This window comes from Pseudomonas taeanensis MS-3, assembly GCF_000498575.2.
Classification (GTDB): domain Bacteria; phylum Pseudomonadota; class Gammaproteobacteria; order Pseudomonadales; family Pseudomonadaceae; genus Aquipseudomonas; species Aquipseudomonas taeanensis.
Genome location: NZ_AWSQ01000001.1, coordinates 467484 through 489706, shown reverse-complemented (window position 1 = coordinate 489706; position 22223 = coordinate 467484). Strand labels below are relative to the sequence as shown.

Here is a 22223-nt window from a genome sequence, read left to right as displayed (position 1 = left end):
TCGGGTCTGAGAGTGCCTGGTGGTAGCCGTTGATGCGATTCGGCTGCCGAGCCGGCCACGTGTTAACTTGAGTGCATCCAAGTACGCCTAACTCCTTACAGAAAGCGTGCCAGTATTTTTAGTATTAAATTTCAATGACTTATTTGTTTTGTTGTCTTTATGACAATGAGTGAATAAGAGTCTAAATGACACAGAGTAGTCTTTATGACCGCTAGCCCCTTGCTTACCGCATTGATCCCGCTGGTCGCCGACCTGTCCCGGGAGCTGCCCGAAGCCGAGCGCTATCGGCGCCTGTTGCTCGCCCTGCGCCAACTGCTGCCCTGCGATGCGGTGGCGTTGCTCAGGCTCGAGGGTGAGGTGCTGGTGCCGCTGTCGGTTGAGGGGCTGAGCGCCGATACCCTCGGCCGGCGTTTCAAGGTCAGCGAGCACCCACGATTGCAGGCGCTGCTGGAGCGTCGCGGGCCGACCCGCTTCGCCACCGACTGCGGCCTGCCCGACCCCTACGATGGCCTGGTCGAGGGGCATCGCGGCCACCTGGAAGTCCATGATTGCCTGGGCTGCCCACTGTATTTGCAGGACACCTTATGGGGCCTGTTGACCCTGGATTCACTCGACCCGGCGAGTTTCGGCAGCGTCGACCTGGACACCCTGGAAGCCTTCGCCAGCCTGGCCGCCGCCACGGTGATGGCCAACGAGCGGATCAACCGACTGCTGCGCCGGGTCGAGGACGAACATCAGCTGGCCGAGGTCTACAAACAAGCCGCCGGCCAGCACCGTCCGCGCGAGCTGATCGGCCAGAGCCCCAGCCACAAGCACCTGCAGCAGGAGATCGCCCTGGTCGGTGACAGCGAGTTGACCGTGCTGATCAGTGGCGAAACCGGGGTCGGCAAGGAGCTGGTGGCCGAGGCCCTGCATGCCGCTTCGCCGCGTGCCACGCGGCCGTTGATCAGCCTCAACTGCGCCGCATTGCCGGACACCCTGGTCGAGAGTGAGTTGTTCGGTCATGTGCGCGGGGCGTTTTCCGGCGCGATCAACCAGCGCAGCGGCAAGTTCGAACTGGCCGATGGCGGCACATTGTTTCTCGATGAGGTCGGCGAGCTGCCGCTGGCGGTGCAGGCCAAACTGCTGCGCGTCTTGCAGAGCGGGCAGTTGCAGCGAGTCGGCTCGGACCGTGAACACCGGGTCGATGTACGCGTACTGGCGGCGAGCAATCGTGATCTGGCCGAAGAGGTGAGGACGGGGCGGTTTCGCGCCGACCTCTATCATCGCCTGAGCGTCTACCCGTTGCGGGTGCCGGCGCTGCGCGAACGCGGCCGCGATGTGCTGCTGCTGGCCGGCTACTTCCTCGAGGAGAACCGCGCGCGCCTGGGGCTGCGCAGCCTGCGCCTGTCCGCCGACGCACAGAAGGCGCTGCTGGCACATGACTGGCCGGGCAACGTGCGCGAGCTGGAGCACCTGATCGGCCGCGCGGCGCTCAAGGCCTTGTCGGCCTGCGCCGAGCGCCCGCGCATCCTCAGCATCGACAGCCAGAGCCTGGATCTACCGGACAATGTCGTCAGCCCGGCCAGTGCCGAGCAGGCGCCCATGCACGTTCCGGACGCGGTGGTCGGCATGCCCCTGCGCGATGCCCTGGATGCTTACCAGAAACAGCTGATCGGCGAAGTCCTGGCGCGCCACCAGCACAAGTGGGCCGACACCGCGCGCGAACTGGGCATCGACCGCGCCAACCTGAGCCGGCTGGCCAAGCGCCTGGGCCTGAAGTGAGTCCCTCGAAGGCCCCAATAATGAGGGCCAGCCCGCAGATAAGCCTGTGCAAAGGCGAGGCGTCGCGATAAACCACGCCGCCTCGTGGCTTTCTACTCGCTTAGCTAGTCGGTGCCCGGCGAATCGTCGCGCCCCAGCACGTCGCCCGCCCAGCTCAGCGCGGCCACCACGGTGGGGAAACCGATGGTGCTGGTCAGGGCGATCAGGCAGTGATGGATATGCTCCTCGGTCGCGCCAGCATCCAGGGCCCGCCTGACATGGCTGTGCACCGCTCCCTCCGAGCGAATCGCCGCAGCGGCGGCGAGCTGTACCAGTTGCACGGTCTGCTCGTCCAGCGGGCCGGCCTGCCGCACCACCGTACCCAGCGACTCCACGGCATCAAAGTAATCCGGGTGCTGCTGCTTGAAGCGTTGATAGGTGTCGAGTTTTCTCTTCCTGTCCATGCGGCTCTCCACGAGTTGGATGTGCAACGGAGGTTTACCTTGTTCAGCGTAAACCCTCTTGGGCAGAAGAGCGGAAGAGCTGAGCAGACAGCGGGGAACGATGCGGTTAGCGGGGTAACGGAGGCGCGTCTCGTGGGAAGCCGAGCGTGGCTGAGACCAGGCCTGGGCTGGCTTCACCAAGACGCCGCGAGCGTCGAGCCTGTTGACGGCCATGGCGCGTGGCGCATCAAAGCCAAAGCCAAAAAAAAGCCCTAGGTTTTCACCTAAGGCCTTGTTTTATATGGTGCACCAGGCGGGATTCGAACCCACGACCACTGCCTTCGGAGGGCAGTACTCTATCCAGCTGAGCTACTGGTGCAGCGCGGCGCAATCATACGCACCTCTGCGCCGGGCGTCCATGCTGGCGCATTGTGTGCGATTCTGCACGAGTGCTGTGGTTTTTCCCTGGATTGATCGGGAGATCGCAGCTGGTCCTATATTTCGTTAATTTTTTCGAACATCCTATTGCCCTTTACCCCTGGCGACCCTAGGATTCGTTTGAGATTTCAAACGCTCTCAATGAAGTCGTTCGGAACTCTGTACGACTTGGATCAATCGAATTCTGCAGTGCCGCCAAAATGCCTGAGCACGAGGCGGTATGTTCGCCGCAACAGCGTTCTAAGGGCACAGTCCCAAGAACCCTACTACAACCGTCCGACGCCTGGGTGTCGGGATTAAGGAGACTGCCATGCAATTGAAAGACACCCAGCTGTTCCGTCAGCAAGCCTATATCGACGGCACCTGGCTGGACGCCGACAGCGGCCAGACCCTCAAGGTCAACAACCCGGCCACCGGTGAAATTATCGGCAGCGTGCCGAAGATGGGCGCCGCCGAAACCCGCCGCGCCATCGAGGCCGCGGATAAGGCCCTGCCGGCCTGGCGTGCACTGACCGCCAAGGAGCGTGCGGGCAAGCTACGCCGCTGGTTCGAGCTGCTGATGGAGAACCAGGACGACCTCGGCCGCCTGATGACCCTGGAGCAGGGCAAGCCGCTGGCCGAGTCCAAGGGCGAGATCGCCTATGCCGCTTCCTTTATCGAGTGGTTCGCCGAAGAAGCCAAGCGCGTCTACGGCGACGTGATCCCGGGCCACCAGCCGGACAAGCGCCTGCTGGTGCTCAAGCAGCCGATCGGCGTGACCGCGGCGATCACCCCATGGAACTTTCCTGCGGCAATGATCACCCGTAAAGCCGGTCCGGCTCTGGCCGCCGGCTGCACCATGGTGATCAAGCCGGCCTCGCAGACACCATTCTCGGCGCTGGCGCTGGTCGAGCTGGCGCACCGTGCCGGTATCCCCAAGGGTGTGCTCAGCGTGGTCACCGGCAGCGCCGGCGACATCGGCGGCGAGCTGACCAGTAACCCGATCGTGCGCAAGCTGTCGTTCACCGGCTCGACCGAGATCGGTCGCCAGCTGATGGCCGAGTGCGCCAAGGACATCAAGAAGGTGTCGCTGGAGCTGGGCGGCAACGCGCCGTTCATCGTGTTCGACGATGCCGACCTGGATGCCGCCGTCGAAGGCGCGCTGGCCTCCAAGTACCGCAACGCCGGGCAGACATGCGTCTGTGCCAATCGTCTGTACGTGCAGGACGGTGTGTACGACGCCTTTGCCGAGAAGCTGAAAACTGCGGTGGCCAAGCTGAAAATCGGCAATGGTCTGGACGACGGCGTCACCACCGGCCCGCTGATCGACGACAAGGCGGTGGCCAAGGTGCAAGAGCACATCGCTGATGCCGTGAGCAAGGGCGCCAAGGTGCTCAGCGGCGGCAAGCCGCACAGCCTGGGTGGCAGCTTCTTCGAGCCGACTATCCTGATCGACGTGCCGAATAACGCTGCGGTGGCCAAGGAAGAGACCTTCGGCCCGTTGGCGCCGCTGTTCCGCTTCAAGGACGAGGCCGAAGTGATCGCCATGTCCAACGACACCGAGTTCGGTCTGGCTTCCTACTTCTATGCTCGCGACCTGGGCCGGGTATTCCGCGTGGCCGAGGCACTGGAGTACGGCATCGTCGGTATCAACACCGGGATCATCTCCACCGAAGTGGCGCCGTTCGGCGGCATGAAAGCCTCGGGCCTGGGCCGTGAAGGCTCCAAGTACGGCATCGAGGATTACCTGGAGATCAAGTACCTCTGCCTCGGCGTTTAACCGCTACCGCGCGCGGACTTATGACATTGGCTGGGCCCGGAACTGCTCATTGGTACCAGCCAATTGGGTTTTTTCGAGTCCAGCCGCTGCCGTTTCGGCTCGTCGCGCGTAACGTGCCCTGGTTCTGAGACAAAGGCCACCCCGTGGCAGTGTTACACCGCTGATACCGCAACAGAGAACCCCCTGAGCGGCCGGCAGGGCCGAGGCAGTCGATCATCGTATGCTGCCCGCGCCTTTCCCCGGCTGCATTCATCCTTGAACTGCGCCGACCGATGAGCGGCGAATGAGGAATTATCCATGAGCAAGACCAACGAATCCCTGATGCAACGCCGCAACGCCGCCGTTGCGCGCGGTGTGGGCCAGATCCACCCGATCTTCGCCGACCGCGCGGAAAACGCCACGGTCACCGACGTCGAAGGCCGCGAGTTCATCGACTTCGCCGGCGGCATCGCGGTGCTCAACACCNNGGCCGCACCATGATGACCCTGAGCCTGACCGGCAAGGTCGCGCCCTATTCCGCCGGCATGGGCCTGATGCCCGGTGGCGTGTTCCGTGCCCAGTACCCTTGCGCGCTGCACGGGGTCAGTACTGATGACGCCATGGCCAGCATCGAGCGCATCTTCAAGAACGACGCCGAACCGAAAGACATCGCCGCGNNCGGCACCTTCTTCGCCATGGAACAGATGGGCGTCGCCGCCGACCTGACCACCTTCGCCAAATCCATCGCCGGCGGCTTCCCGTTGGCCGGGGTGTGCGGCAAGGCCGAGTACATGGATGCCATCGCCCCGGGTGGCCTGGGCGGCACCTATGCCGGCAGCCCGATTGCCTGCGCCGCGGCCCTGGCGGTGATGGAGGTGTTCGAGGAAGAACAGCTGCTGGAGCGCTGCAAGGCGGTCGGCGAACGTCTGGTCACTGGCCTCAAGTCCATTCAGGCCAAACACAAGGCCATCGGCGACGTGCGTGCCCTGGGTGCGATGATCGCGGTCGAGCTGTTCGAAGGCGGCGACCTGCACAAGCCTAACGCGGCACTGGTCGGCCAGGTCGTTGCCAAGGCGCGCGACAAGGGGCTGATCCTGCTGTCCTGCGGCACCTACGGCAACGTGTTGCGCGTACTGGTACCGATCACCGCCGAAGATGAATTGTTGGACAAGGGCCTGGCGATCATCGCCGAGTGCTTCGACGAACTCGCCTGAGGCTCACCAGGCCAGGCGTTTCTTGGACCCGCTTCGGCGGGTCTTTTTTTGCCTGTTTGTCGGTCGCCCGGCTAGCGGATTGTGCAGATTTTTGCGCAGTCGAAGCGAGACTTGCTGACGCCGGCAAAGGCCCGGTTTAGACTGCTTGGCCAAAATAAGTCGGCGTAAATGGAATGGTCAGAATGGCTTCGCAGCAGGGTGAGCTCAGTGCATGGCTACCTGTCCAGTTCGCTTATAGCGCTACTGCCATGTCTCCGCTCAAGAGGCATGCATGACTGCTCGGCTTGCCACCCCGGAGATATTGATCGCCGAGGCAGATCCTTGGACCGCCGATTTGCTTACCCAACTGGTGCTCGATGTACGTGGCGATGCGCGGATCATTCGGGTCGCCGACGGGCCCGCGGCGCTAGCCAGATGCAAGCGTCGACTACCGGAGTTGGTCATCGCCGACGGTGAGTTGCCGGGCCTGGACGGCGTCGAATTGCTGCGCCAACTGCGCCGTCACCCACGTACGCCCGCGTTGCCCTATATCCTCATCAGTAAACACCTGGATGTCGCCAGCGTGCGCGCTGTGCGGCCCTTGTCGCCGACCGCGTACCTGGGTAAACCCTTCAACGCCGAGCGCTTGCGTCTGCGCTTGCGCGACCTGTTGTCGGCCGAGGGCAGCGTGTACAGTGCGCCGCCGCCCTTGCTGGTCGACAGTTTGCCGGCCTACCTCGATGCCGTGCGCGAGGAGGGGCAGGGTGCGCCGTTATTGGCGGCGGTGCGCGACGCAGTGAGTCAGTGCCTGAGCAGTGATGCGCCCGATTTGCGCGAGTTGGAGAGAGCCTTTGCGCGCGACCCGCAGATCACTGCACGACTGATTGCCGCAGCCAATAGCGCAGCCCTGCATCAGGGCATGCCCTGCCAGACCCTGACCCAGGCCCTGACGCGTTTGGGTGTGTCGCGCACCCTGAATCTGGTGTTGGGCATGGCGGTGCAGCGCAATGCCATGCTCAGTGACCCGCGTCTGGCGCAACTGGCTGCGCTGACCTGGAGCGCTGCGCAACGCAGCGCCGAGGTGGCTCATTGGTTGGCCAGTGAGCTGGCCCTGGATGCCGAGTTGTGTTTTACCGCGGGGTTGTTGCACAACATCGGCGAACTGGCCTTGCTGCGTTGTCTGCAGGACTGGCAGGACGCCGGCGGCGCGCTCGGCGATGACGAAATCGACGAGACCATGCGCCGACGGGCTGCCAGCTTCGGTTCGGCATTGCGCATTCGCTGGCGTCTGCCGTTCGGCTTACGGGAGTTGATCGCGACCTTTTATCAGCTCAGCACCGGAGTGTTTTCCCGTGAGGCACTGGTGCTCAATCTGGCTGGACTAATAGTCAATTTACCGCTTGAGCAGACCCCCATCACCTTGCGCAACGCACGCAGTGCCAGGCTGTTAGGCCTGGATCCCGAATTGCTGGTACGTCTGCCGTCGTCTGCGTAGCGCGCAGGCTGAAGGTTCAGCGGCCCAGCAGGGTGCGGGCGAAGATCAGGGTGCCGAGGCCCCAGGCGGCGTTGACCAGAAAGCCGATCAGAAAGCGCCCTGGCAGCAACGCCGGGTCGAAGCCCATGCCCTTGAGCGGGAACACCACCAGCAGCGCCACGGCGGTCAAGGCGATGCCGCCGAACAGCAGGCCTTTCAGCCAGGGTTGTGGCAGGTCCGCCTGCCAGCGCAGCAGGCTGAGCATCAGCACGCCCCACACGCCACCCCAGAACGATGCGGAAATCCACGCCGGCACCCCCAGGGGCGCACTGGCATTGAGGTTGAAGGGCGCGAAAGGCACCACACCATAGGCGTGCAGCAGGCCCAACGCGGGTTGGTGAAAGAAGGGTACGGCGAGAAAGCCGGCAACGAAGAACAGACTCAGACGTAGCATGGGCAGGCTCCAGGGGGTAGAGGTGTTAGCCGATTCTGCCTTAACTGCCTAAGATGGCGATAAGCAATTGTCCAAGCTGTCGATCAGGCCCAGCTGTAACAAAAACACCTGGGCGTTCTCTACAGTGTGTATTCGCCAAGGAAAGTACCGTGCACGCCATGCTCCCCCTGCTCGACCAACTCGCCTTTCCGGCCATCCGCCGGGGTGTGTTGGAAGCTTTGCAGATCAATCTGACTTACCGCTGCAACCAGCGTTGCCTGCATTGCCATGTGAACGCAGGGCCGACACGTAGCGAGGCGATGACCGATGAGAGCCTGGCGCTGCTGCATCAGGTGATCGACGCTCATCCGGTGCATACCCTGGACCTGACCGGCGGCGCCCCGGAGATGCACCCGCGCTTTCGCGAGATCGTCGTGCATGCCCGGCGCGAGGGACTACGGGTGATCGACCGCTGCAACCTGACCATCCTCAGTGAACCCGGTTATGAGGACCTGGCCGAGTTTCTCGCCGAGCAGGGCGTGGAAGTCACCGCATCCTTGCCCTGCTACTCACGCGATAACGTCGACAAGCAACGCGGCGAGGGCGTGTTCGACGCCAGTATTCTCGGCCTACAGCGTCTCAATGCGCTGGGCTACGGCCAAGCGGGGAGCGGCTTGATCCTCAACCTGGTGTACAACCCGCAAGGTGCGAGTTTGCCGCCGCCCCAGCAGCAGCTCGAAGCCGATTACAAAAGCCATCTGGCGGAAGACTTCGGTATCCACTTCAATCACCTGCTGACCATCACCAACCAGCCAATCGCACGCTTCGGCAGCACCCTGGTCAGCAAGGGTCAGTTCAACGCCTACATGCAACTGCTGCGCGACAGCTACCGTGCGGAAAACCTCGCCGGGGTGATGTGCCGCAGCCTGGTCAGTGTCGATTGGCAGGGCTACCTGTACGACTGCGACTTCAACCAGATGCTCGACCTGCCGCTGGAGCTGCCGACGCAACTGATCGGTCGCCAGCGCGCCCATCTTCGCGACCTCCTCGGCACCACGCTGGAGGGCGATCCGATCGTCACTCGCGACCACTGCTTCGCCTGCACTGCCGGGCAAGGCTCCAGCTGTGGCGGCGCGCTCAACTCATAGGGGCCTGCAGGGCTTTAGTGGGTGCCACCATGCAGCCGGGCGGCGCGGTAGCGCCGGTGCGCCGAGCCGTCGCCCGCGCTACTGATCAACGCTTCGATTAAGGATAGTTTTATGCAACCCAACAGCGTTATCGGGCTGCTTTTCTGGGGTTTTCTACTGCTGTATGGCGTGCTTATGGTGCTGTTGTCGCCGCGTGCTGTGACCGTTGGCGGCTTCTTCAATGGCGAAGACAGCCAGGGCCGCAGCGCGGCGCCCTGGTTGCTCACCTCGAGCATCTTCATCAGCTGGATCTTTGCCAAGTCGGTGACCAACGCCGCCAATCTGGGGGCCAGCTATGGCCTGGTCGGCGGCCTGGCCTACGCCACCTACTGGCTGTCGATCCCCCTGGCCGGCTTCGTCATCTACCGCCTGCGCCGCCGTTATGCCGCCACCAGCCTGGTCAGCTTTCTCAGCAGTCACTATGGACGTGGCGCGGCACTGGCATTTTCCGCGGCGATCCTGATCCGCCTGTTCAACGAGGTGTGGAGCAACACCGCGGTGGTCGGCGGTTATTACGGCGACGCCGGTAGCCTCGAGTTCATCGGCGCGGCCTTGCTGTTCACCGCCGTGACCCTGGCCTACAGCCTGCGCGGCGGGCTGCGCAGTTCGATTCTCACCGACGCGGCGCAAGCGGCGATCTTCATCGTCGCCCTGATCTGGGTGCTCGGTCTGGTACTGCCGCAGCACTCGGCGCAGGAACTGGCCAGCACCAGTCACTGGGCGCTGGACGCCGGGGTCGACCTGTTGCTGGTCGCCGGCCTGCAGATCTTCAGTTATGGCTTCCATGACCCGGTGCTCACCGACCGGGGCTTCATCAGCGAGGAACGCACCATGCGCCGCTCCTTCGTGATCGCCGGGGTGCTCGGCTTCGGTGCCATCCTCGCCTTCAGCCTGATCGGCGTGCATGCCCAGCTTACCGGTCTGGCGGCCTCGGACAACGTGCCGGCGGCCCTGGCCAAGTCCCTCGGCGTGGCGGCGTTAATGGTGATGACCGTGGTGATGGTCTCGGCGGCCGGTTCGACCCTCGACTCGACTTTTTCCAGCCTGGCCAAACTGGCGGGGCGTGAGCTGCCGTCACTGGCCGGGCGTGATCTGGGACAGAAGGCCATCGGCGTCGGCATGGCAGTGATGGTGCTGTTCGCCTTGCTCGGCAACCTGCCGATGATTGCCGGCACCGACATTCTCAAGGCCACCACCATCAGCGGCACCATGGTCATCGGTTTGGCCCCGGTGTTCATCCTGCATGGCCTGGTGCGGCCGACCCGGCTGGGCTTTCATCTGAGCTTCTGGATCGGCCTGTTATTGGGACTGGCGCTGACCTTCGGCTGGATACCGTCCAGCTGGGCGATCGGTGAAGGCAAGTACGCCCTGCTGTTGGGGACTAATCTCTATGGTTTGCTGTTGTGCATCCTCGGCTACTTGTTACCGGGGCTTATTCATTCAACTGCACCCGCTAGGAGACTGTCATGACTCATCTGGTTCCTCGCCAAGCTGTTCCGGCCCTGAGCGTTGCGTTGATGCCCGAAGGGCAGTGGACACTGAATCAAGATAAACCGAAGAACTTCACCTTGCTGGTGTTCTACCGCGGCCTGCATTGTCCGATCTGCCGCAAATCCCTGCAGGAGCTCAATGGCCAGGTCGAGCGCTTCGCCGAGAAGGGCGTCGAGGTGATCGCCCTGTCCTGCGACAGCCGCGAGCGGGCAGAGAAGACCCAGGCCAGCTGGGCGATCGACAAGGTCCGCCTCGGCTATGGCCTGAGCCTCGACGAAGCGCGGCGCTGGGGCCTGTTCATCTCGGCGGCCAAGCCCGGCTCCGAAGAGCCGGCGCACTTCTCCGAGCCCGGCGTGTTTCTGCTGCGTCCAGATGGCACGCTGTACATGTCGTCGGTCAACAGCATGCCCTTCGCCCGTCCGCATTTCGACGAGATACTCGGCGCGGTGGACTACATCCTCAGCAACGATTACCCGGCGCGCGGAGAGGCCTGAGCATGAACCTTCGCCCCGGTCGTGACTGCCCGCTGGATTACCGCCTGGCGGCGGATGCCTTCGCCGGCCCGGCGCTGTTCGATTGCGACAGCCTGTACGTGGTCGGTGGTCTGTACGGCAATCGTCAGGCACTGGTTGCGTTGGAGGGCCTGCTGGCCGGCGAGCCGGGTGCGCGCGCGGTGTTCAACGGCGATGCCCACTGGTTCGACCGCGATCCCGCGCTGTTCAGCCTGATCGAGCGGCAGCTGCAAGAGCACCTGGCGTTACGCGGCAATGTCGAGACCGAACTGGGGCGCGAAGAAAACACCGGTGCCGGTTGCGGCTGTGCCTACCCCGAGACGGTCAGCGAACAGACCGTAGACTGGTCCAACGCCATTCACCGAACCCTGAGCGAGACGCTACAGGCCATTCCCGGCCTGGCCGGGGAGCTGGCGCAACGTCCCGCCTGCGCGGTGGTCGAGGTCGCGGGACAACGGGTGGCGATCAGTCACGGCGACGAGCGTTCGCTGGCCGGCTGGCAGTGCGCGCGCGAAGCCTTGCAGGACTCCGGGCGGCGCGCGCAGCTGAATGCCTGGCTGACTGAGCAACAGGTCGCCGTGCTGGCGACCAGTCACACCTGCGTGCCGGCGGCGCTGCAGCTGCCCGGCGGCGTGCTGATCAACAATGGCGCCGCGGGTATGCCGGTGTTTGCCGGCGCCCGCCATGGTCTGGTCAGCCGCATTGCCCGTACGCCGCATCCATTGGCGCTGTATCGTGCGCAGCACGCTGGCTTGTACATTGAAGCTGTGCCGTTGGCCTACGATCACGTGGCCTTTCTCAGCGAGTTTGATCGGCAGTGGCCGGCGCACAGTCCTGCCGCCCGTGCCTATCGTTTGCGTCTGCTCGAGGGCCCTGCCGATCTGCTTGATAGTGCATTGCTGGGCGGATTTCAGCGTTGCCAACCCACTCCCGTACAGGATGTCTGCTACTCATGAACCCCCGCAAACTCGCCGTCCTGGTGGTGATAGTCGCGCTGATCGGCAGCTTCTTCATCTTTGACCTTGGTCAGTACCTCAGCCTCGCAGCGCTCAAGGCCCAGCAGGCCGTGCTGAATGCCCAGGTAGCGGCCAACCCCTGGCAGGCGGCGGGACTGTTCTTTATCGGCTATGTCGCGGTCACCGCCCTGTCGTTGCCCGGCGCGGCCTTGATGACCCTGCTGGCGGGCGCGCTGTTCGGTTTGCTCGAGGGCTTGGTGTTGGCGTCTTTCGCCTCGACCCTGGGGGCCAGCCTGGCCATGCTCAGCAGCCGCTTCCTGCTGCGCGACTGGGTGCAGGGCAGCTTCGGCAAGCGTCTGGCCAGCATCGATGCCGGCGTCGAGCGCGAAGGCGCCTTCTACCTGTTCGCCTTGCGTCTGGTGCCGGTATTTCCGTTCTTCCTGATCAACCTGGCCATGGGCCTGACCAGGCTGCCGCTGCGCACCTTCTGGTGGGTCAGTCAGCTGGGCATGTTGCCGGGCACCCTGGTGTTCGTGAATGCGGGGCGTGAGCTGGGACAGCTGGAGTCGCTCGGTGGCATCCTCTCGCCCGGCCTGCTGGGGGCTTTTGTGCTGCTCGGACTGTTCCCGCTGGTCGCGCGCAAGCTGCTGGACCTGCTCAACGCGCGCCGGGTGTATGCCGGCTGGTCCAAGCCGAAGTCCTTCGACCGTAACCTGCTGGTGATCGGCGCCGGCGCCGGTGGTCTGGTCAGCGCCTACATCGCCGCGGCGGTAAAGGCCAAGGTCAGCCTGATCGAGAAGCACAAGATGGGTGGCGACTGCCTGAACACCGGCTGTGTGCCGTCCAAGGCACTGTTGCGTTCGGCCAAACTGGCCCATGAACTGAAACAGGGCGAGGCCCTGGGCTTTCGCGATGTCGGCGGGCGGGTGGATTTCCCCGCGGTGATGCAGCGTATTCAGCGGGTGATCGGCGACATCGAACCGCACGATTCGGTCGAGCGCTATACCGATCTCGGCGTCGAGGTGATTCAGGGCGAAGCGACCATCACCTCGCCCTGGACCGTCGAAGTCAACGGCCAGACCCTGAGCAGTCGCAGTCTGGTTATCGCCGCCGGGGCGCGCCCGCTGGTGCCGAACATCCCCGGCCTGGATCAGGTGCAGACCTACACCTCGGACAGCATCTGGGACCTGCGCGAGCAGCCGCGCTGGCTGCTGGTGTTGGGCGGCGGGCCAATTGGCTGCGAGCTGGCCCAGGCCTTCCAGCGCCTTGGCAGTCAGGTGATTCAACTGGAACTGGCCGAACGCCTGCTGCCGCGTGAGGACGCCGATGCCAGCGAGCTGCTGCTCAGCAGCCTGCGGGCCGATGGTGTCGATGTGCGCCTGCAACACAAGGCCGTGCGCTTCGAGCGAGTCAACGACGAGCAGCGCGTGGTCGCCCAGCGGCAAGATACCGGCGAGGAGGTGACCATCGCCTTCGATTGCCTGCTGCTGGCCCTCGGTCGCACCGCCAATGTCAGCGGTTACGGCGCCGAGGCCCTGGACTTGGCGGTGCGCGGCAACGGCACCCTGGAAACCGACGAGTACCTGGCCACCCGCTTCCCCAACATCTACGCGGTGGGTGATGTCACCGGGCCCTACCAGTTCACCCATGTGGCGGCGCACCAGGCCTGGTATGCGGCGGTCAATGCGTTGTTCCGCGGCTTCAAGCGCTTCAAGGTGGATTACCGGGTGATTCCTTACTGCACCTTCACCGCCCCGGAAGTGGCGCGGGTCGGCCTCTCGGAAGGTGAAGCGCAGCAGCAGGGCGTCGCCTACGAGGTGACCCGCTACGGCATCGACGACCTCGACCGGGCGATCGCCGACGAGGCCGCCGAGGGTTACGTCAAGGTGCTCACCGAGCCGGGCAAGGATCGTATCCTCGGCGTGACCATAGTCGGCGAGCATGCCGGCGAGCTGCTCGCCGAATACGTGCTGGCGATGAAGCACAAGCTCGGCCTGAACAAGATCCTCGGCACCATCCACAGCTACCCGACCATGGCCGAGGCCAATAAATACGCGGCCGGCGAATGGAAGCGTGCACATGCCCCGCAAGGTCTGCTGCGCTGGGTCGAGCGTTTTCATACATGGCGCAGAAACTGATGCGCGGACTCTGTTGTGTCCTGCTGCTGTCGGCGCCGTTGGCCCTGGCAGGGCCGTCTGAGCCAGGCAACCAGCTGGCGCCCTGGACCGCCGGGCCGCCGGCTGCCGAGTGGTCGACGCCCTGGCGGGTGGCGGATATCCCCGAGCTCAAGGCGCCGCAGCGCAGCCTGGTCGAGCAGGACGGTCGCAGGGTGTTGCGGGTCGAGGCCGATACCGCAGCCGGCGGGCTGCTGCATCCGCTTGATCTGCCCGGTGATCGACCCTGGCAGCTGAGCTGGCAATGGCGCAGCGAGCAGCGCCTGGAGCAGGCGCGCTTCGCCAGCCGCGAGGGCGACGACTATGCCGCGCGGGTCTATGTGTTGCTGGACTATCCGCTGGATAGCCTGGACTTCCTGACCCGGCAGAAGCTGCGCCTGGCGCGTACCTTCTACGACTCCAGTTTGCCGGCAGCGACCCTCAGCTACGTCTGGGACAATCGCGTGGCGCCCGGCACCCATGCCCGCAGCGCCTACACCGAACAGGCCGAGATGCTGGTGCTGCGCGGACCCGAGGCGCCGCTTGGGCAGTGGCTGACGGAGACCCGCGACCTGCGTAGCGATGCCATCGCCGCCTTCGGCAGCGCGCCGTCACGGATACTCGGGGTGGTGTTCGCCGCCGACAGCGACAACACCGGCGAGCGCGTCGAGAGTTATTTCGCCGAGCCGCGCTTGCACCTCAAGCAACCTTGAGCGCACGCCTGGCAAGCCAGCCCTGCCGTCCACGGCATGGACCAGAGAGTCAGTCGTTGTGCGCCCTGTATCAGCCTCTTGTGAATAGGCGCGAATCGCTGGCGGTCATTCCCCGATCCTCTACTTGGCGATGCACCCGGTTTGCCGGTAGGGTTCATTGACCTGCCACCCTGTTGACTGGACGCGCCAACCTGGATGATTGCCAAACCCGCTAACCTGGCCAGCTGGATCGGCCAGACGCCGAGCCAGTACCGCGACGGACTCAAGCCCGCATGAGCCATTACGATTTAATCCTGATCGGTGCCGGCCACGCCCACCTCGGCGTATTGCGCCGCTGGGCCTTGGTCGAGCGGCCACCGGGGCGCATTGCCTTGCTCAGTGCCGGACATGACGCCTGGTACTCGGGCATGTTGCCGGGTCTGTTGGCCGGGCGCTTCAGCGCCGACGATTGCCGGATCGAGTTGGCGCCACTGTGCCGCGCGGCCAAGGTCGAACTGATCGTTGCCGAGGCTCAAGGCTTGTCGGCGGCGCAACAGCAGGTGGAGCTGGCTGATGGCCGTATGCTCGGCGCCAGTTGGCTGTCGCTGAACGTTGGCGGCCAGGTCGCCCAGCCGCCGCAACAGGGTGCGGATATGCAGTTGTTGGCAGTCAAACCCTTCGCCGACTTTCTCGCCGGCTGGCAGGCCTGGCAGGCAGAACCGCAGCCATTGGCGATTCTCGGTGGCGGTGCGGCCGGGGTCGAGCTGGCGCTGGCGCTGGCCGACCAGGTGCCGCAATTGGCGCTGTTCTGTGCCGGCACGTTGCTCGCCGGGCACAATGCGGGCCTGCATCTGCGCGCGCTGGGGCATCTGCGGCAGCGCGGGGTGCAGGTGCGCGAAAATTGCCCGATCGAGCGAGTCGACGAGGATTGCCTGATCAGCGGGGAGGTGCCGGTCTGGCGTGGCCACCGCCTGCTCCTGGCCAGCGGTGCGCAGGCCTTGCCGTGGCTGGCGCAGAGCGGCCTGAGCTGCGATCAGGGCGGCTTCGTGCAGATCGGCGCGAGCCTGCAGAGCCTGTCCCATCCCCAGCTATTTGCCGTCGGCGACTGCGCCAGCTTGCCGGGTGCGCGCAAGAGCGGGGTGTATTCGGTGCGTCAGGCGCCCGTGTTGGCGGCCAACCTCAATGCCGTGCTGCGTGGCCTGCCGCTGCGCGCCTACCGTCCACAACGGCAGAGCCTGGCGCTGCTCGCCACCGGCGATGGCGGCGCCTTGCTTGGCTGGCGCGGTTGGAGTGCCGGTGGGCAGTTCTATGGGCGCTGGAAGGATTATCTGGATCGCGGGTTTATTCGGCGGCACCGCTTTTCCGGCTAGGTTCTGTTGACCCAGGGCTGTGCGACCAAAGTGTGATGGTCGAGCGCGGTTGGACGTGCTCGAATCGGCCCTGCGCGAACGTCAGCCTCGCCGGAGTGGATGGCCCGGCTAGAGCCGCGCCGACCAGCCCCCGCTAGCTGACCGGACAGCCGAAGAGCCTGTGCACACCCGGTGCCTCTGTCATCGGCATAGCCCGAATAAGAATAATGAGGACTGCCATGAGTACTGCCGTTATCCGCCAGCCGAAGGCCTGCCTGTTGCATGCATTGGCACTGGCTGCATTGCTGCTGACGTATCAACAGCTGCAACTGTCGCCCTATGTAGCCATGCCGGCCGTGTTGCTGCTGGCGCTGTGGCCCTGGCTGGGGCCATGGCAACGTCGGGCGGAAGATGACGCGACAGCTAGCGCCTCCGCCGAGCATTTCTCCGAACTCAGCCGCAGCCTGTCCCAGCACACCTGCCATAACGCCCTGTCCGCCGCCCAGGTGGCGCATGCGGTGCAGCAACTGGCGGACAAGTTGCAGTCGCAGTTGAGCGCGATCGAGCAGATCGGTGAGGGCGCCGATGCCATCACCGACACCGAGCAGGACAGCGCGCAGCGCGCCGAGCAGACCCTGGCAGCCGCGCAACGCGTGCGCCAGAGCAGCGCCACAGGCCAGCAGGAGTTGCAACTGGCGATCGGCCGGATGCAACAGCTCAGTGCGCAGACCGCCGCCAGCCGCGAGTTGATCGATGGCCTGAGCAGCCGCACCGAGCAGATCGAACAGGTCACCCAGGTGATTCAGTCCATCGCCAGCCAGACCAATCTGCTGGCGCTCAATGCGGCCATCGAAGCGGCCCGTGCCGGCGAGCAGGGCCGCGGTTTTGCGGTGGTCGCCGACGAGGTGCGCAATCTCGCCGCGCGTACCGCCAGCGCTACCGAGGAAGTCGGTCAGATGGTCAGCGACATTCGCCAGCAGAGTGCGGCAGTGGTCAGCCATATTCAACAGCAGGCCAATGAACTGGATCAAGCCGCCGGACAGATCGAGCAAACCGGCGAACAGCTGCAAGGGATTGCCGAGTTGGCCGTGGATGTGGAGAGTCAGGTCGCGCAGATCAGTGCCGGCACGGCGAACAACCATGAGCGTCTGGCCAGCCTGCTGGTCGCCGTGGAACAACTGCGCAGTGACGTGCGCGCCAGCGAGGGCCAGACCCGCCAGCTGGGCGGCGCCGCCGAACAACTGGTCGGCCAGGCGGAAACGGTCAGCGAGCAACTCGCCGGCGTCGGCCTGGACGACTATCACCAGCGCATCTACGACCTCGCCCGCGAGGGCGCGGCGGCGATCAGCGCGCAGTTCGAGGCGGACATCCAGGCCGGACGCGTCAGCCTTTCCGACCTGTTCGACCGTCAGTACCAAGCGATTGCCAACAGCTTTCCGGCCAAGTACACGACCCGTTTCGACCGCTATGCCGACCAGGTCCTGCCGGGCATCCAGGAACCGTTGTTGAGGCGTCACCCGGGCCTGGTCTTCGCCATCGCCAGTACTCCGGAAGGCTACGTGCCGACCCACAACCAGGCGTTCAATCATCCGCCGGTCGGTGATCGCGTAGTGGATACCGCGAAGAGCCGCAGCAAGCGCCTGTTCAACGACCGCACCGGTATTCGCTGTGGTAGCCATCAGCAACCCCTGCTGCTGCAGACCTACACGCGTGACACCGGTGAACTGATGCACGACCTCTCGGTGCCGATCCAGGTGCAGGGGCGTCATTGGGGCGGCCTGCGTCTGGGCTACAAGCCGGAGTCGGCGAGAGATCGTCCTAGCTGCGCAGCCGGCTAATGTTTAGCCTGCTCGTAACTGAACATGTAAAGAATCGGATTTAAAGCGTGCGGGCTGCTGTGCGAGCCTCTTCGCCCATGAGTTCGTCCGCGCATTGTCCCATCCCGCCTGTGTTTTTCCCGTCGTTACGGGAGCGCACCCATTTCGGCGCAGCTCGAACCAACCCCCTCCTGCCTGCAATCCTGGCCTTCTGGGCGCTCTGGCATTGTCGCCATGCGCGCCCGCCGGATGCCGCTCTCGTCGCTATCTGAACGCCTCGGCTGCACCCGCCCGCAGCCCTTCCGATACCTGTGATCCCGCCGCCGTGCCTGCCTTTGGGCAGACGTATCGCCGGCTGGACAGTGCGCCTTCCGGCGCTAACGAGAGCCCACATGCCATTCGCCTCCGTGCAGCACGCCCAGGATTTCCTGACGCAGAACCCCGATATCGAACTGTTCGAATTGTTCATTCTCGACGCCAACGGTGTGCCACGCGGCAAGCTGTTACACCGCGAGGAACTGTTGGCCGTGTACCAGAGCGGCCGGCCGCTGCCCAGCACCATCCTCGGCCTGAGCATCAACGGCGATGACGTCGAAGATTCCGGCCTGGTCTGGGACGTCGGCGACATCGACTGCCGCGCCTACCCCCTGGCCGGCAGTCTGGTGCGCATGCCCTGGCGGCAGATTCCCACCGCCGCGCTGCAAGTCAGCATGCACCCGAGCGAGGGCATGCCGGCCACGGTCGCCGATCCGCGGCATCTGCTGAGCCGGGTGATCGAGGGGCTCAAGGCCGAGGGTTATCACCCGGTGATGGCCTGTGAGCTGGAGTTCTATCTGCTCGACCAGCAGCGCGATAGCCAGGGTCGCCCGCAGCCTGCGCTGGATGCCGACGGCGGCCGCCCGCGCAGCACCCAGGTCTACGGCTTGCGCGAGCTGGAGCAGATCGAGCCGTTCCTCGCCGACCTCTACGCCGCCTGCAAGATGCAGGATATTCCGGCGCGCACGGCGATTTCCGAATACGCCCCGGGCCAGGTGGAGATCACCCTGGAGCATGGCGACGCGCTCGCGGCGATGGACCAGGCCGTGCGTTACAAGCGCCTGGTCAAGGGTGTGGCGCACAAGCACGGGATGCAGGCCTGCTTCATGGCCAAGCCCTACGACCACCTGGCCGGCACGGGCATGCACATGCACGTCAGCCTGGCCGATGCCGAGGGTCGCAACCTGTTCGCAGGCGAGCCGGATGACCTCGGCGGGCCGGCCGGCACCCTGCTCAAGCAGGCGGTAGGCGGCATGCTCGCCAGCCTGCTCGACTCGTTGCTACTGTTCTGCCCCAACGCCAACTCCTACCGGCGCTTTCAGGCCAACAGCTACGCGCCGCTGGCACCCACCTGGGGCATCGACAACCGCACCGTCAGCCTGCGCGTACCCGGTGGTCCGGCGGCCAGCCGGCACATCGAACACCGCATCTGCGGCGCCGACGCCAATCCTTACCTGGCCGCCGCGGCGATCCTCGCCGGCATCCACCGTGGCATTCGCGAGGACATCGACCCCGGCGCGCCGGTTGAGGGTAACGGTTATGCCCAGGCCAAGACGCTGTTGCCGACCGACTGGCTGACCTCGCTGCAAGCGCTGGAGCGCTCCGAATGGGCGCGCGAGGCTCTGGGCGAGGCATTCCTCAAGGTCTATCTGGCGGTCAAGCGTGCCGAGTATCGCCAGTTCATGGCCGAGGTGGGTGAGCAGGACTGGCGCTGGTACCTGACCCAAGCCTGAGCCTAATGCGATGGATGTCCCCGGATTGCATCCGGGCTACGTCAGTCAAGCCGTGCAGTAGCCCGGATGCAATCCGGGACGCAAACACATAGATCAAGCGCCGCGGTCCAGGCCGGGGTGCATAAATCGAGGACTTCTCCATGACCGCCGCTCTCAATGCCGTTATCCCCGCAGCCGAGCGCTGCCCGTCCTATTACAGCGCCAGCCTCAACCAGGAAACCGACTACCCGACCCTGCAGGGCCAGGTCAGTGTTGATGTGGTGATCATCGGTGGTGGCTTCACCGGCGTGGCCAGCGCCGTGGAACTGGCCGAGCGTGGTCTCAAGGTGGCCATAGTCGAGAGCCACAAGATCGGTTGGGGCGCCACCGGGCGTAACGGCGGCCAGGTCACCGGCAGCCTCTCGGGCGACGGCGCCATGCGCAAGCAGATGCGCAACCGACTCGGCGCCGAGGTCGACGACTTCATCTGGCAGCTGCGCTGGCGTGGCCAGCAGATCATCCAGCAGCGCGTGGCCAAGTACGCGATCCACTGCGACCTCAAGCACGGCCATCTGCACGCCGCCTACAAGCCCAGTCATATGCCGGGTCTGCAGGCCGACTACGAGGAGGCCGTGCGCCGTGGCATGGCAGACGAGGTCAGCCTGCTCGACGCCGACGGCGTGCGCGCGCATCTGGACAGCGAGCTCTACTGCGGCGCGATCAAGAACAACCGTAACCTGCACCTGCACCCGCTGAACCTGTGCATCGGCGAGGCCAAGGCGGCCGAGAGCCTCGGTGCGCTGATCTTCGAGCATTCCGAGGTGCTGCAGATCGTCCACGGCGCCAACCCCGCGGTGATCACCGCCCAGGGCCGGATCGACGCCAAGCAGGTGCTGCTGGCCGGCGATGTCTATCACAAGCTGGAGCCGCAGAAGCTCAAGGGCATGATCTTCCCGGCCATGGGTGGCATCGTCACCACCGCGCCGCTGGGCGAGCTGGCCAAGCAGATCAACCCGCACGACCTGGCCGTTTACGACTGCCGCTTCGTCCTCGACTATTACCGCCTGACCGCCGACGGCCGTCTGTTGTTCGGCGGCGGCTGCAACTACTCGGGGCGCGACTCGCGGGACATCGCCGCCGAGTTGCGTCCGGCCATCGAGCGCACCTTTCCGGCGCTCAAGGGCGTGCCGATCGATTTTCAGTGGAGCTGCGCCATGGGCATCGTGGTCAACCGCATCCCCCAGCTCGGCAAGTTGTCGGACAACGTCTGGTACTGCCAGGGCTACTCCGGTCATGGCATCGCCACCAGTCACATCATGGGCGAGGTGATGGCCAACGCTCTGACCGGCAGTCTGGAGAAGTTCGACACCTTCGCCGCCTGCTCGCACATCAAGGTGCCGCTGGGCGATGTGCTCGGCAACCCGATGCTGGCGGTGGGCATGTGGTACTACCAGTTGCTGGAAAAACTGCGCTGAGACGGGGGCGCTGCTGGGTTTCGCTGCGCTCTACGCCAGCCTGCAATTGAGGTTCATTGCGCGGCCTGGCGCAGGCGCTGGAGGTCGAGGATTTCGATTTCGCCGTAGCTCAGGTGGAGGATGCCTTGGGCTTCCAGCTCCTTGAGGATCTGGTTGGTGGTCTGCCGGGAGAGCGCCAGCATCAAGGCCAGCTGTTCCTGCGCCAGGTGAATGACTGGGCGCGGGCCGCTGGCTTCGCCGTAGTTGTCGGCCATCAGCAACAGGCGCCGGGCCAGGCGTGGCGCGGCCGGCAGCAGGCTGATCTCTTCCAGGGCGATAAAGGTCAGGCGCAGTTTCTGGCTCATCAGCAGGGCGAAGTCACGCCAGTACTGCGGCTGCTGGTCGAGCAGAGCGAGCAGGCGAGCCTGGGGCACCCACAGCAGGGTGCAGGCTTCTGCGGCAAAGGCGTCGTGCGTGCGTGGCAGGCCATCGAACAGGGATATCTCGCCAAACCAGTAGGGCGGCTCGACCAGGGTCAGCAGCGCCTCCTTGCCGCTTTGGTTGACCGCGCCAATGCGCATGGCGCCCGCCACCACGGCGTACAGGCCGCTGGGTTGATCGCCGCGGCGGAACAGTCGCTGTCCTGGGGACAACTGCTGCACCTGGGCGATCTCCAGCAGGACCTCCTGCAAACGGGCGGGCAGGGCACTGAACCAGTGGCCTTCGAGCAAGCGGGCGCGGTAGCTGTGGGGATCGTGCATGCGCTTCTCCAGGGTTTGTCGGCTAGCTGACAGAGCGCCGTAGCGAGTCGGGGCCACTATCGTCGGACCTGTCATGCACGAGAGCAACTCCGATGAAAACCCTGATCGATCATCTGGCCCAGTACGCGGCCTATCACCGCGACCGGCGCAATATCCTCAGCCACTTTTTCGGCGTGCCGCTGATTGTGCTGGCGGTGGCGGTGTTGCTCTCACGTCCCGCCGTCGAGGTGCTGGGCCTGTGGCTCTCGCCGGCGACCCTGAGTGCCTTGGCCGTGGGCGTATTCTACCTGCGCCTGGATCTACGCTTCGGCCTGTTGATGGCGGCGTTGCTCGGGCTTTGCCTGTGGGGCGCTCAGGTATTGGCCGGGCAAGCGACCCTGGTCTGGCTGGGCAGCGGGTTGGCGTTGTTCGTGATCGGTTGGTTGATCCAGTTCATCGGTCATTACTACGAGGGGCGCAAACCGGCGTTCGTCGACGATGTCATGGGTTTGCTGATCGGCCCGCTGTTCGTCGTGGCGGAAGCGGCGTTCCTCCTCGGCCTGCGCCGGGAGGTGGAGGATGAAGTGGTGCGGCGTGTGGGACCGACCTGCATCCGCGCCAAGCATGCAAGTGCCCACGAGCGCCGGCCTAACTGATTTGAT

The 22223-nt window shown here is 64.8% G+C and carries 17 protein-coding genes, 1 tRNA gene and 1 pseudogene; 15 read left to right on the top strand and 4 right to left on the bottom strand.

From position 1 onward, the window contains the following. Positions 1-204: 204 nt before the first annotated feature. The gene (norR, locus tag TMS3_RS02070; protein ID WP_025163580.1) at positions 205-1764 is read left to right on the top strand and encodes a nitric oxide reductase transcriptional regulator NorR; all 1560 of its coding nucleotides are present in this window, start codon (positions 205-207) and stop codon (positions 1762-1764) included. A gap of 104 nt (positions 1765-1868) precedes the next feature. On the opposite strand, the gene TMS3_RS02065 is transcribed toward norR, so the two are convergent. Beyond that, positions 1869-2207, bottom strand: coding sequence for a carboxymuconolactone decarboxylase family protein (locus TMS3_RS02065; protein ID WP_025163579.1), 339 nt, complete (start codon positions 2205-2207; stop codon positions 1869-1871). A 281-nt stretch (positions 2208-2488) separates the two neighbouring features. Next, positions 2489-2565: transfer RNA gene (locus TMS3_RS02060), tRNA-Arg, on the bottom strand. Positions 2566-2934: 369 nt separating this feature from the next. Here TMS3_RS02060 and gabD point away from each other — a divergent pair. The 3 genes and pseudogenes from gabD to TMS3_RS02045 all read left to right on the top strand — a co-directional run bounded on the left by gabD (position 2935) and on the right by TMS3_RS02045 (position 7050). Further along, positions 2935-4383, top strand: coding sequence for an NADP-dependent succinate-semialdehyde dehydrogenase (gabD, locus tag TMS3_RS02055; RefSeq protein ID WP_025163578.1), 1449 nt, complete (start codon positions 2935-2937; stop codon positions 4381-4383). Between the two features lie 297 nt (positions 4384-4680). Continuing rightward, positions 4681-5576, top strand: a pseudogene (locus tag TMS3_RS02050) (aminotransferase class III-fold pyridoxal phosphate-dependent enzyme). A 271-nt stretch (positions 5577-5847) separates the two neighbouring features. Next, positions 5848-7050 (top strand): HDOD domain-containing protein, encoded by a 1203-nt coding sequence (locus tag TMS3_RS02045; RefSeq protein ID WP_025163577.1) that lies wholly within the window; start codon positions 5848-5850, stop codon positions 7048-7050. A gap of 16 nt (positions 7051-7066) precedes the next feature. On the opposite strand, the gene TMS3_RS02040 is transcribed toward TMS3_RS02045, so the two are convergent. Beyond that, positions 7067-7483 carry a hypothetical protein gene (locus TMS3_RS02040; protein ID WP_025163576.1) on the bottom strand — a complete coding sequence of 139 codons (417 nt, stop codon included), beginning with the start codon at positions 7481-7483 and terminating at the stop codon, positions 7067-7069. 158 nt (positions 7484-7641) lie between these two features. Here TMS3_RS02040 and arsS point away from each other — a divergent pair, with 158 nt between their 5' ends. From arsS to TMS3_RS01985, 10 genes are all read left to right on the top strand, one after another. Then, a complete protein-coding gene (gene arsS / locus TMS3_RS02035; RefSeq protein WP_200929607.1) occupies positions 7642-8610 on the top strand; it encodes an arsenosugar biosynthesis radical SAM (seleno)protein ArsS in 969 nt (322 codons plus the stop codon). Positions 8611-8721: 111 nt separating this feature from the next. After that, the gene (locus TMS3_RS02030) at positions 8722-10119 is read left to right on the top strand and encodes a sodium:solute symporter family transporter (protein ID WP_025163574.1); all 1398 of its coding nucleotides are present in this window, start codon (positions 8722-8724) and stop codon (positions 10117-10119) included. Beyond that, on the top strand, positions 10116-10634 hold the full coding sequence (locus TMS3_RS02025; protein ID WP_025163573.1) for a redoxin domain-containing protein: 519 nt from the start codon (positions 10116-10118) through the stop codon (positions 10632-10634). Before TMS3_RS02030 ends, TMS3_RS02025 begins: the two co-directional genes overlap by 4 nt. A gap of 2 nt (positions 10635-10636) precedes the next feature. Continuing rightward, the gene (locus TMS3_RS02020) at positions 10637-11608 is read left to right on the top strand and encodes a metallophosphoesterase family protein (protein WP_025163572.1); all 972 of its coding nucleotides are present in this window, start codon (positions 10637-10639) and stop codon (positions 11606-11608) included. Continuing rightward, complete coding sequence (locus TMS3_RS02015) at positions 11605-13746, top strand: FAD-dependent oxidoreductase (RefSeq protein ID WP_025163571.1); 2142 nt, start codon at positions 11605-11607, stop codon at positions 13744-13746. The genes TMS3_RS02020 and TMS3_RS02015 overlap by 4 nt, the downstream gene beginning before the upstream one ends. Continuing rightward, positions 13731-14474: a DUF3047 domain-containing protein gene (locus TMS3_RS02010; protein WP_051394179.1), complete on the top strand. Its 744-nt coding sequence runs from the start codon at positions 13731-13733 to the stop codon at positions 14472-14474. The genes TMS3_RS02015 and TMS3_RS02010 overlap by 16 nt, the downstream gene beginning before the upstream one ends. A 272-nt stretch (positions 14475-14746) precedes the next feature. Further along, positions 14747-15823: an FAD-dependent oxidoreductase gene (locus tag TMS3_RS02005; protein WP_025163569.1), complete on the top strand. Its 1077-nt coding sequence runs from the start codon at positions 14747-14749 to the stop codon at positions 15821-15823. 206 nt (positions 15824-16029) lie between these two features. After that, the gene (locus tag TMS3_RS02000) at positions 16030-17640 is read left to right on the top strand and encodes a methyl-accepting chemotaxis protein (protein ID WP_407691595.1); all 1611 of its coding nucleotides are present in this window, start codon (positions 16030-16032) and stop codon (positions 17638-17640) included. Between the two features lie 371 nt (positions 17641-18011). Further along, on the top strand, positions 18012-19388 hold the full coding sequence (locus TMS3_RS01990; RefSeq protein WP_025163566.1) for a glutamine synthetase family protein: 1377 nt from the start codon (positions 18012-18014) through the stop codon (positions 19386-19388). Between the two features lie 140 nt (positions 19389-19528). Then, positions 19529-20842 (top strand): NAD(P)/FAD-dependent oxidoreductase, encoded by a 1314-nt coding sequence (locus tag TMS3_RS01985; RefSeq protein ID WP_025163565.1) that lies wholly within the window; start codon positions 19529-19531, stop codon positions 20840-20842. Positions 20843-20895: 53 nt separating this feature from the next. Here TMS3_RS01985 and TMS3_RS01980 read toward each other — a convergent pair whose 3' ends face one another. Next, complete coding sequence (locus TMS3_RS01980) at positions 20896-21582, bottom strand: Crp/Fnr family transcriptional regulator (protein ID WP_025163564.1); 687 nt, start codon at positions 21580-21582, stop codon at positions 20896-20898. Positions 21583-21674: 92 nt separating this feature from the next. Here TMS3_RS01980 and TMS3_RS01975 point away from each other — a divergent pair, with 92 nt between their 5' ends. Further along, positions 21675-22217, top strand: a complete 543-nt coding sequence (locus TMS3_RS01975; RefSeq protein WP_025163563.1) for an Mpo1 family 2-hydroxy fatty acid dioxygenase — start codon at positions 21675-21677, stop codon at positions 22215-22217. Positions 22218-22223: the final 6 nt, after the last annotated feature.

Bases quoted from the DNA above. Each gene is read 5' to 3' on its own strand.
- TMS3_RS02030 (WP_025163574.1), top strand. From the start codon at position 8,722: ATGCAACCCAACAGCGTTATCGGGCTGCTTTTCTGGGGTTTTCTACTG.
- gabD (WP_025163578.1), top strand. From the start codon at position 2,935: ATGCAATTGAAAGACACCCAGCTGTTCCGTCAGCAAGCCTATATCGAC.
- TMS3_RS02065 (WP_025163579.1), bottom strand. From the start codon at position 2,207: ATGGACAGGAAGAGAAAACTCGACACCTATCAACGCTTCAAGCAGCAG.
- TMS3_RS01975 (WP_025163563.1), top strand. From the start codon at position 21,675: ATGAAAACCCTGATCGATCATCTGGCCCAGTACGCGGCCTATCACCGC.
- arsS (WP_200929607.1), top strand. From the start codon at position 7,642: ATGCTCCCCCTGCTCGACCAACTCGCCTTTCCGGCCATCCGCCGGGGT.
- TMS3_RS02010 (WP_051394179.1), top strand. From the start codon at position 13,731: ATGGCGCAGAAACTGATGCGCGGACTCTGTTGTGTCCTGCTGCTGTCG.
- TMS3_RS01980 (WP_025163564.1), bottom strand. From the start codon at position 21,582: ATGCACGATCCCCACAGCTACCGCGCCCGCTTGCTCGAAGGCCACTGG.
- TMS3_RS02020 (WP_025163572.1), top strand. From the start codon at position 10,637: ATGAACCTTCGCCCCGGTCGTGACTGCCCGCTGGATTACCGCCTGGCG.
- TMS3_RS01985 (WP_025163565.1), top strand. From the start codon at position 19,529: ATGACCGCCGCTCTCAATGCCGTTATCCCCGCAGCCGAGCGCTGCCCG.
- TMS3_RS02045 (WP_025163577.1), top strand. From the start codon at position 5,848: ATGACTGCTCGGCTTGCCACCCCGGAGATATTGATCGCCGAGGCAGAT.
- TMS3_RS02025 (WP_025163573.1), top strand. From the start codon at position 10,116: ATGACTCATCTGGTTCCTCGCCAAGCTGTTCCGGCCCTGAGCGTTGCG.
- TMS3_RS02015 (WP_025163571.1), top strand. From the start codon at position 11,605: ATGAACCCCCGCAAACTCGCCGTCCTGGTGGTGATAGTCGCGCTGATC.
- TMS3_RS02040 (WP_025163576.1), bottom strand. From the start codon at position 7,483: ATGCTACGTCTGAGTCTGTTCTTCGTTGCCGGCTTTCTCGCCGTACCC.
- TMS3_RS02005 (WP_025163569.1), top strand. From the start codon at position 14,747: ATGAGCCATTACGATTTAATCCTGATCGGTGCCGGCCACGCCCACCTC.
- norR (WP_025163580.1), top strand. From the start codon at position 205: ATGACCGCTAGCCCCTTGCTTACCGCATTGATCCCGCTGGTCGCCGAC.
- TMS3_RS01990 (WP_025163566.1), top strand. From the start codon at position 18,012: ATGCCATTCGCCTCCGTGCAGCACGCCCAGGATTTCCTGACGCAGAAC.
- TMS3_RS02000 (WP_407691595.1), top strand. From the start codon at position 16,030: ATGAGGACTGCCATGAGTACTGCCGTTATCCGCCAGCCGAAGGCCTGC.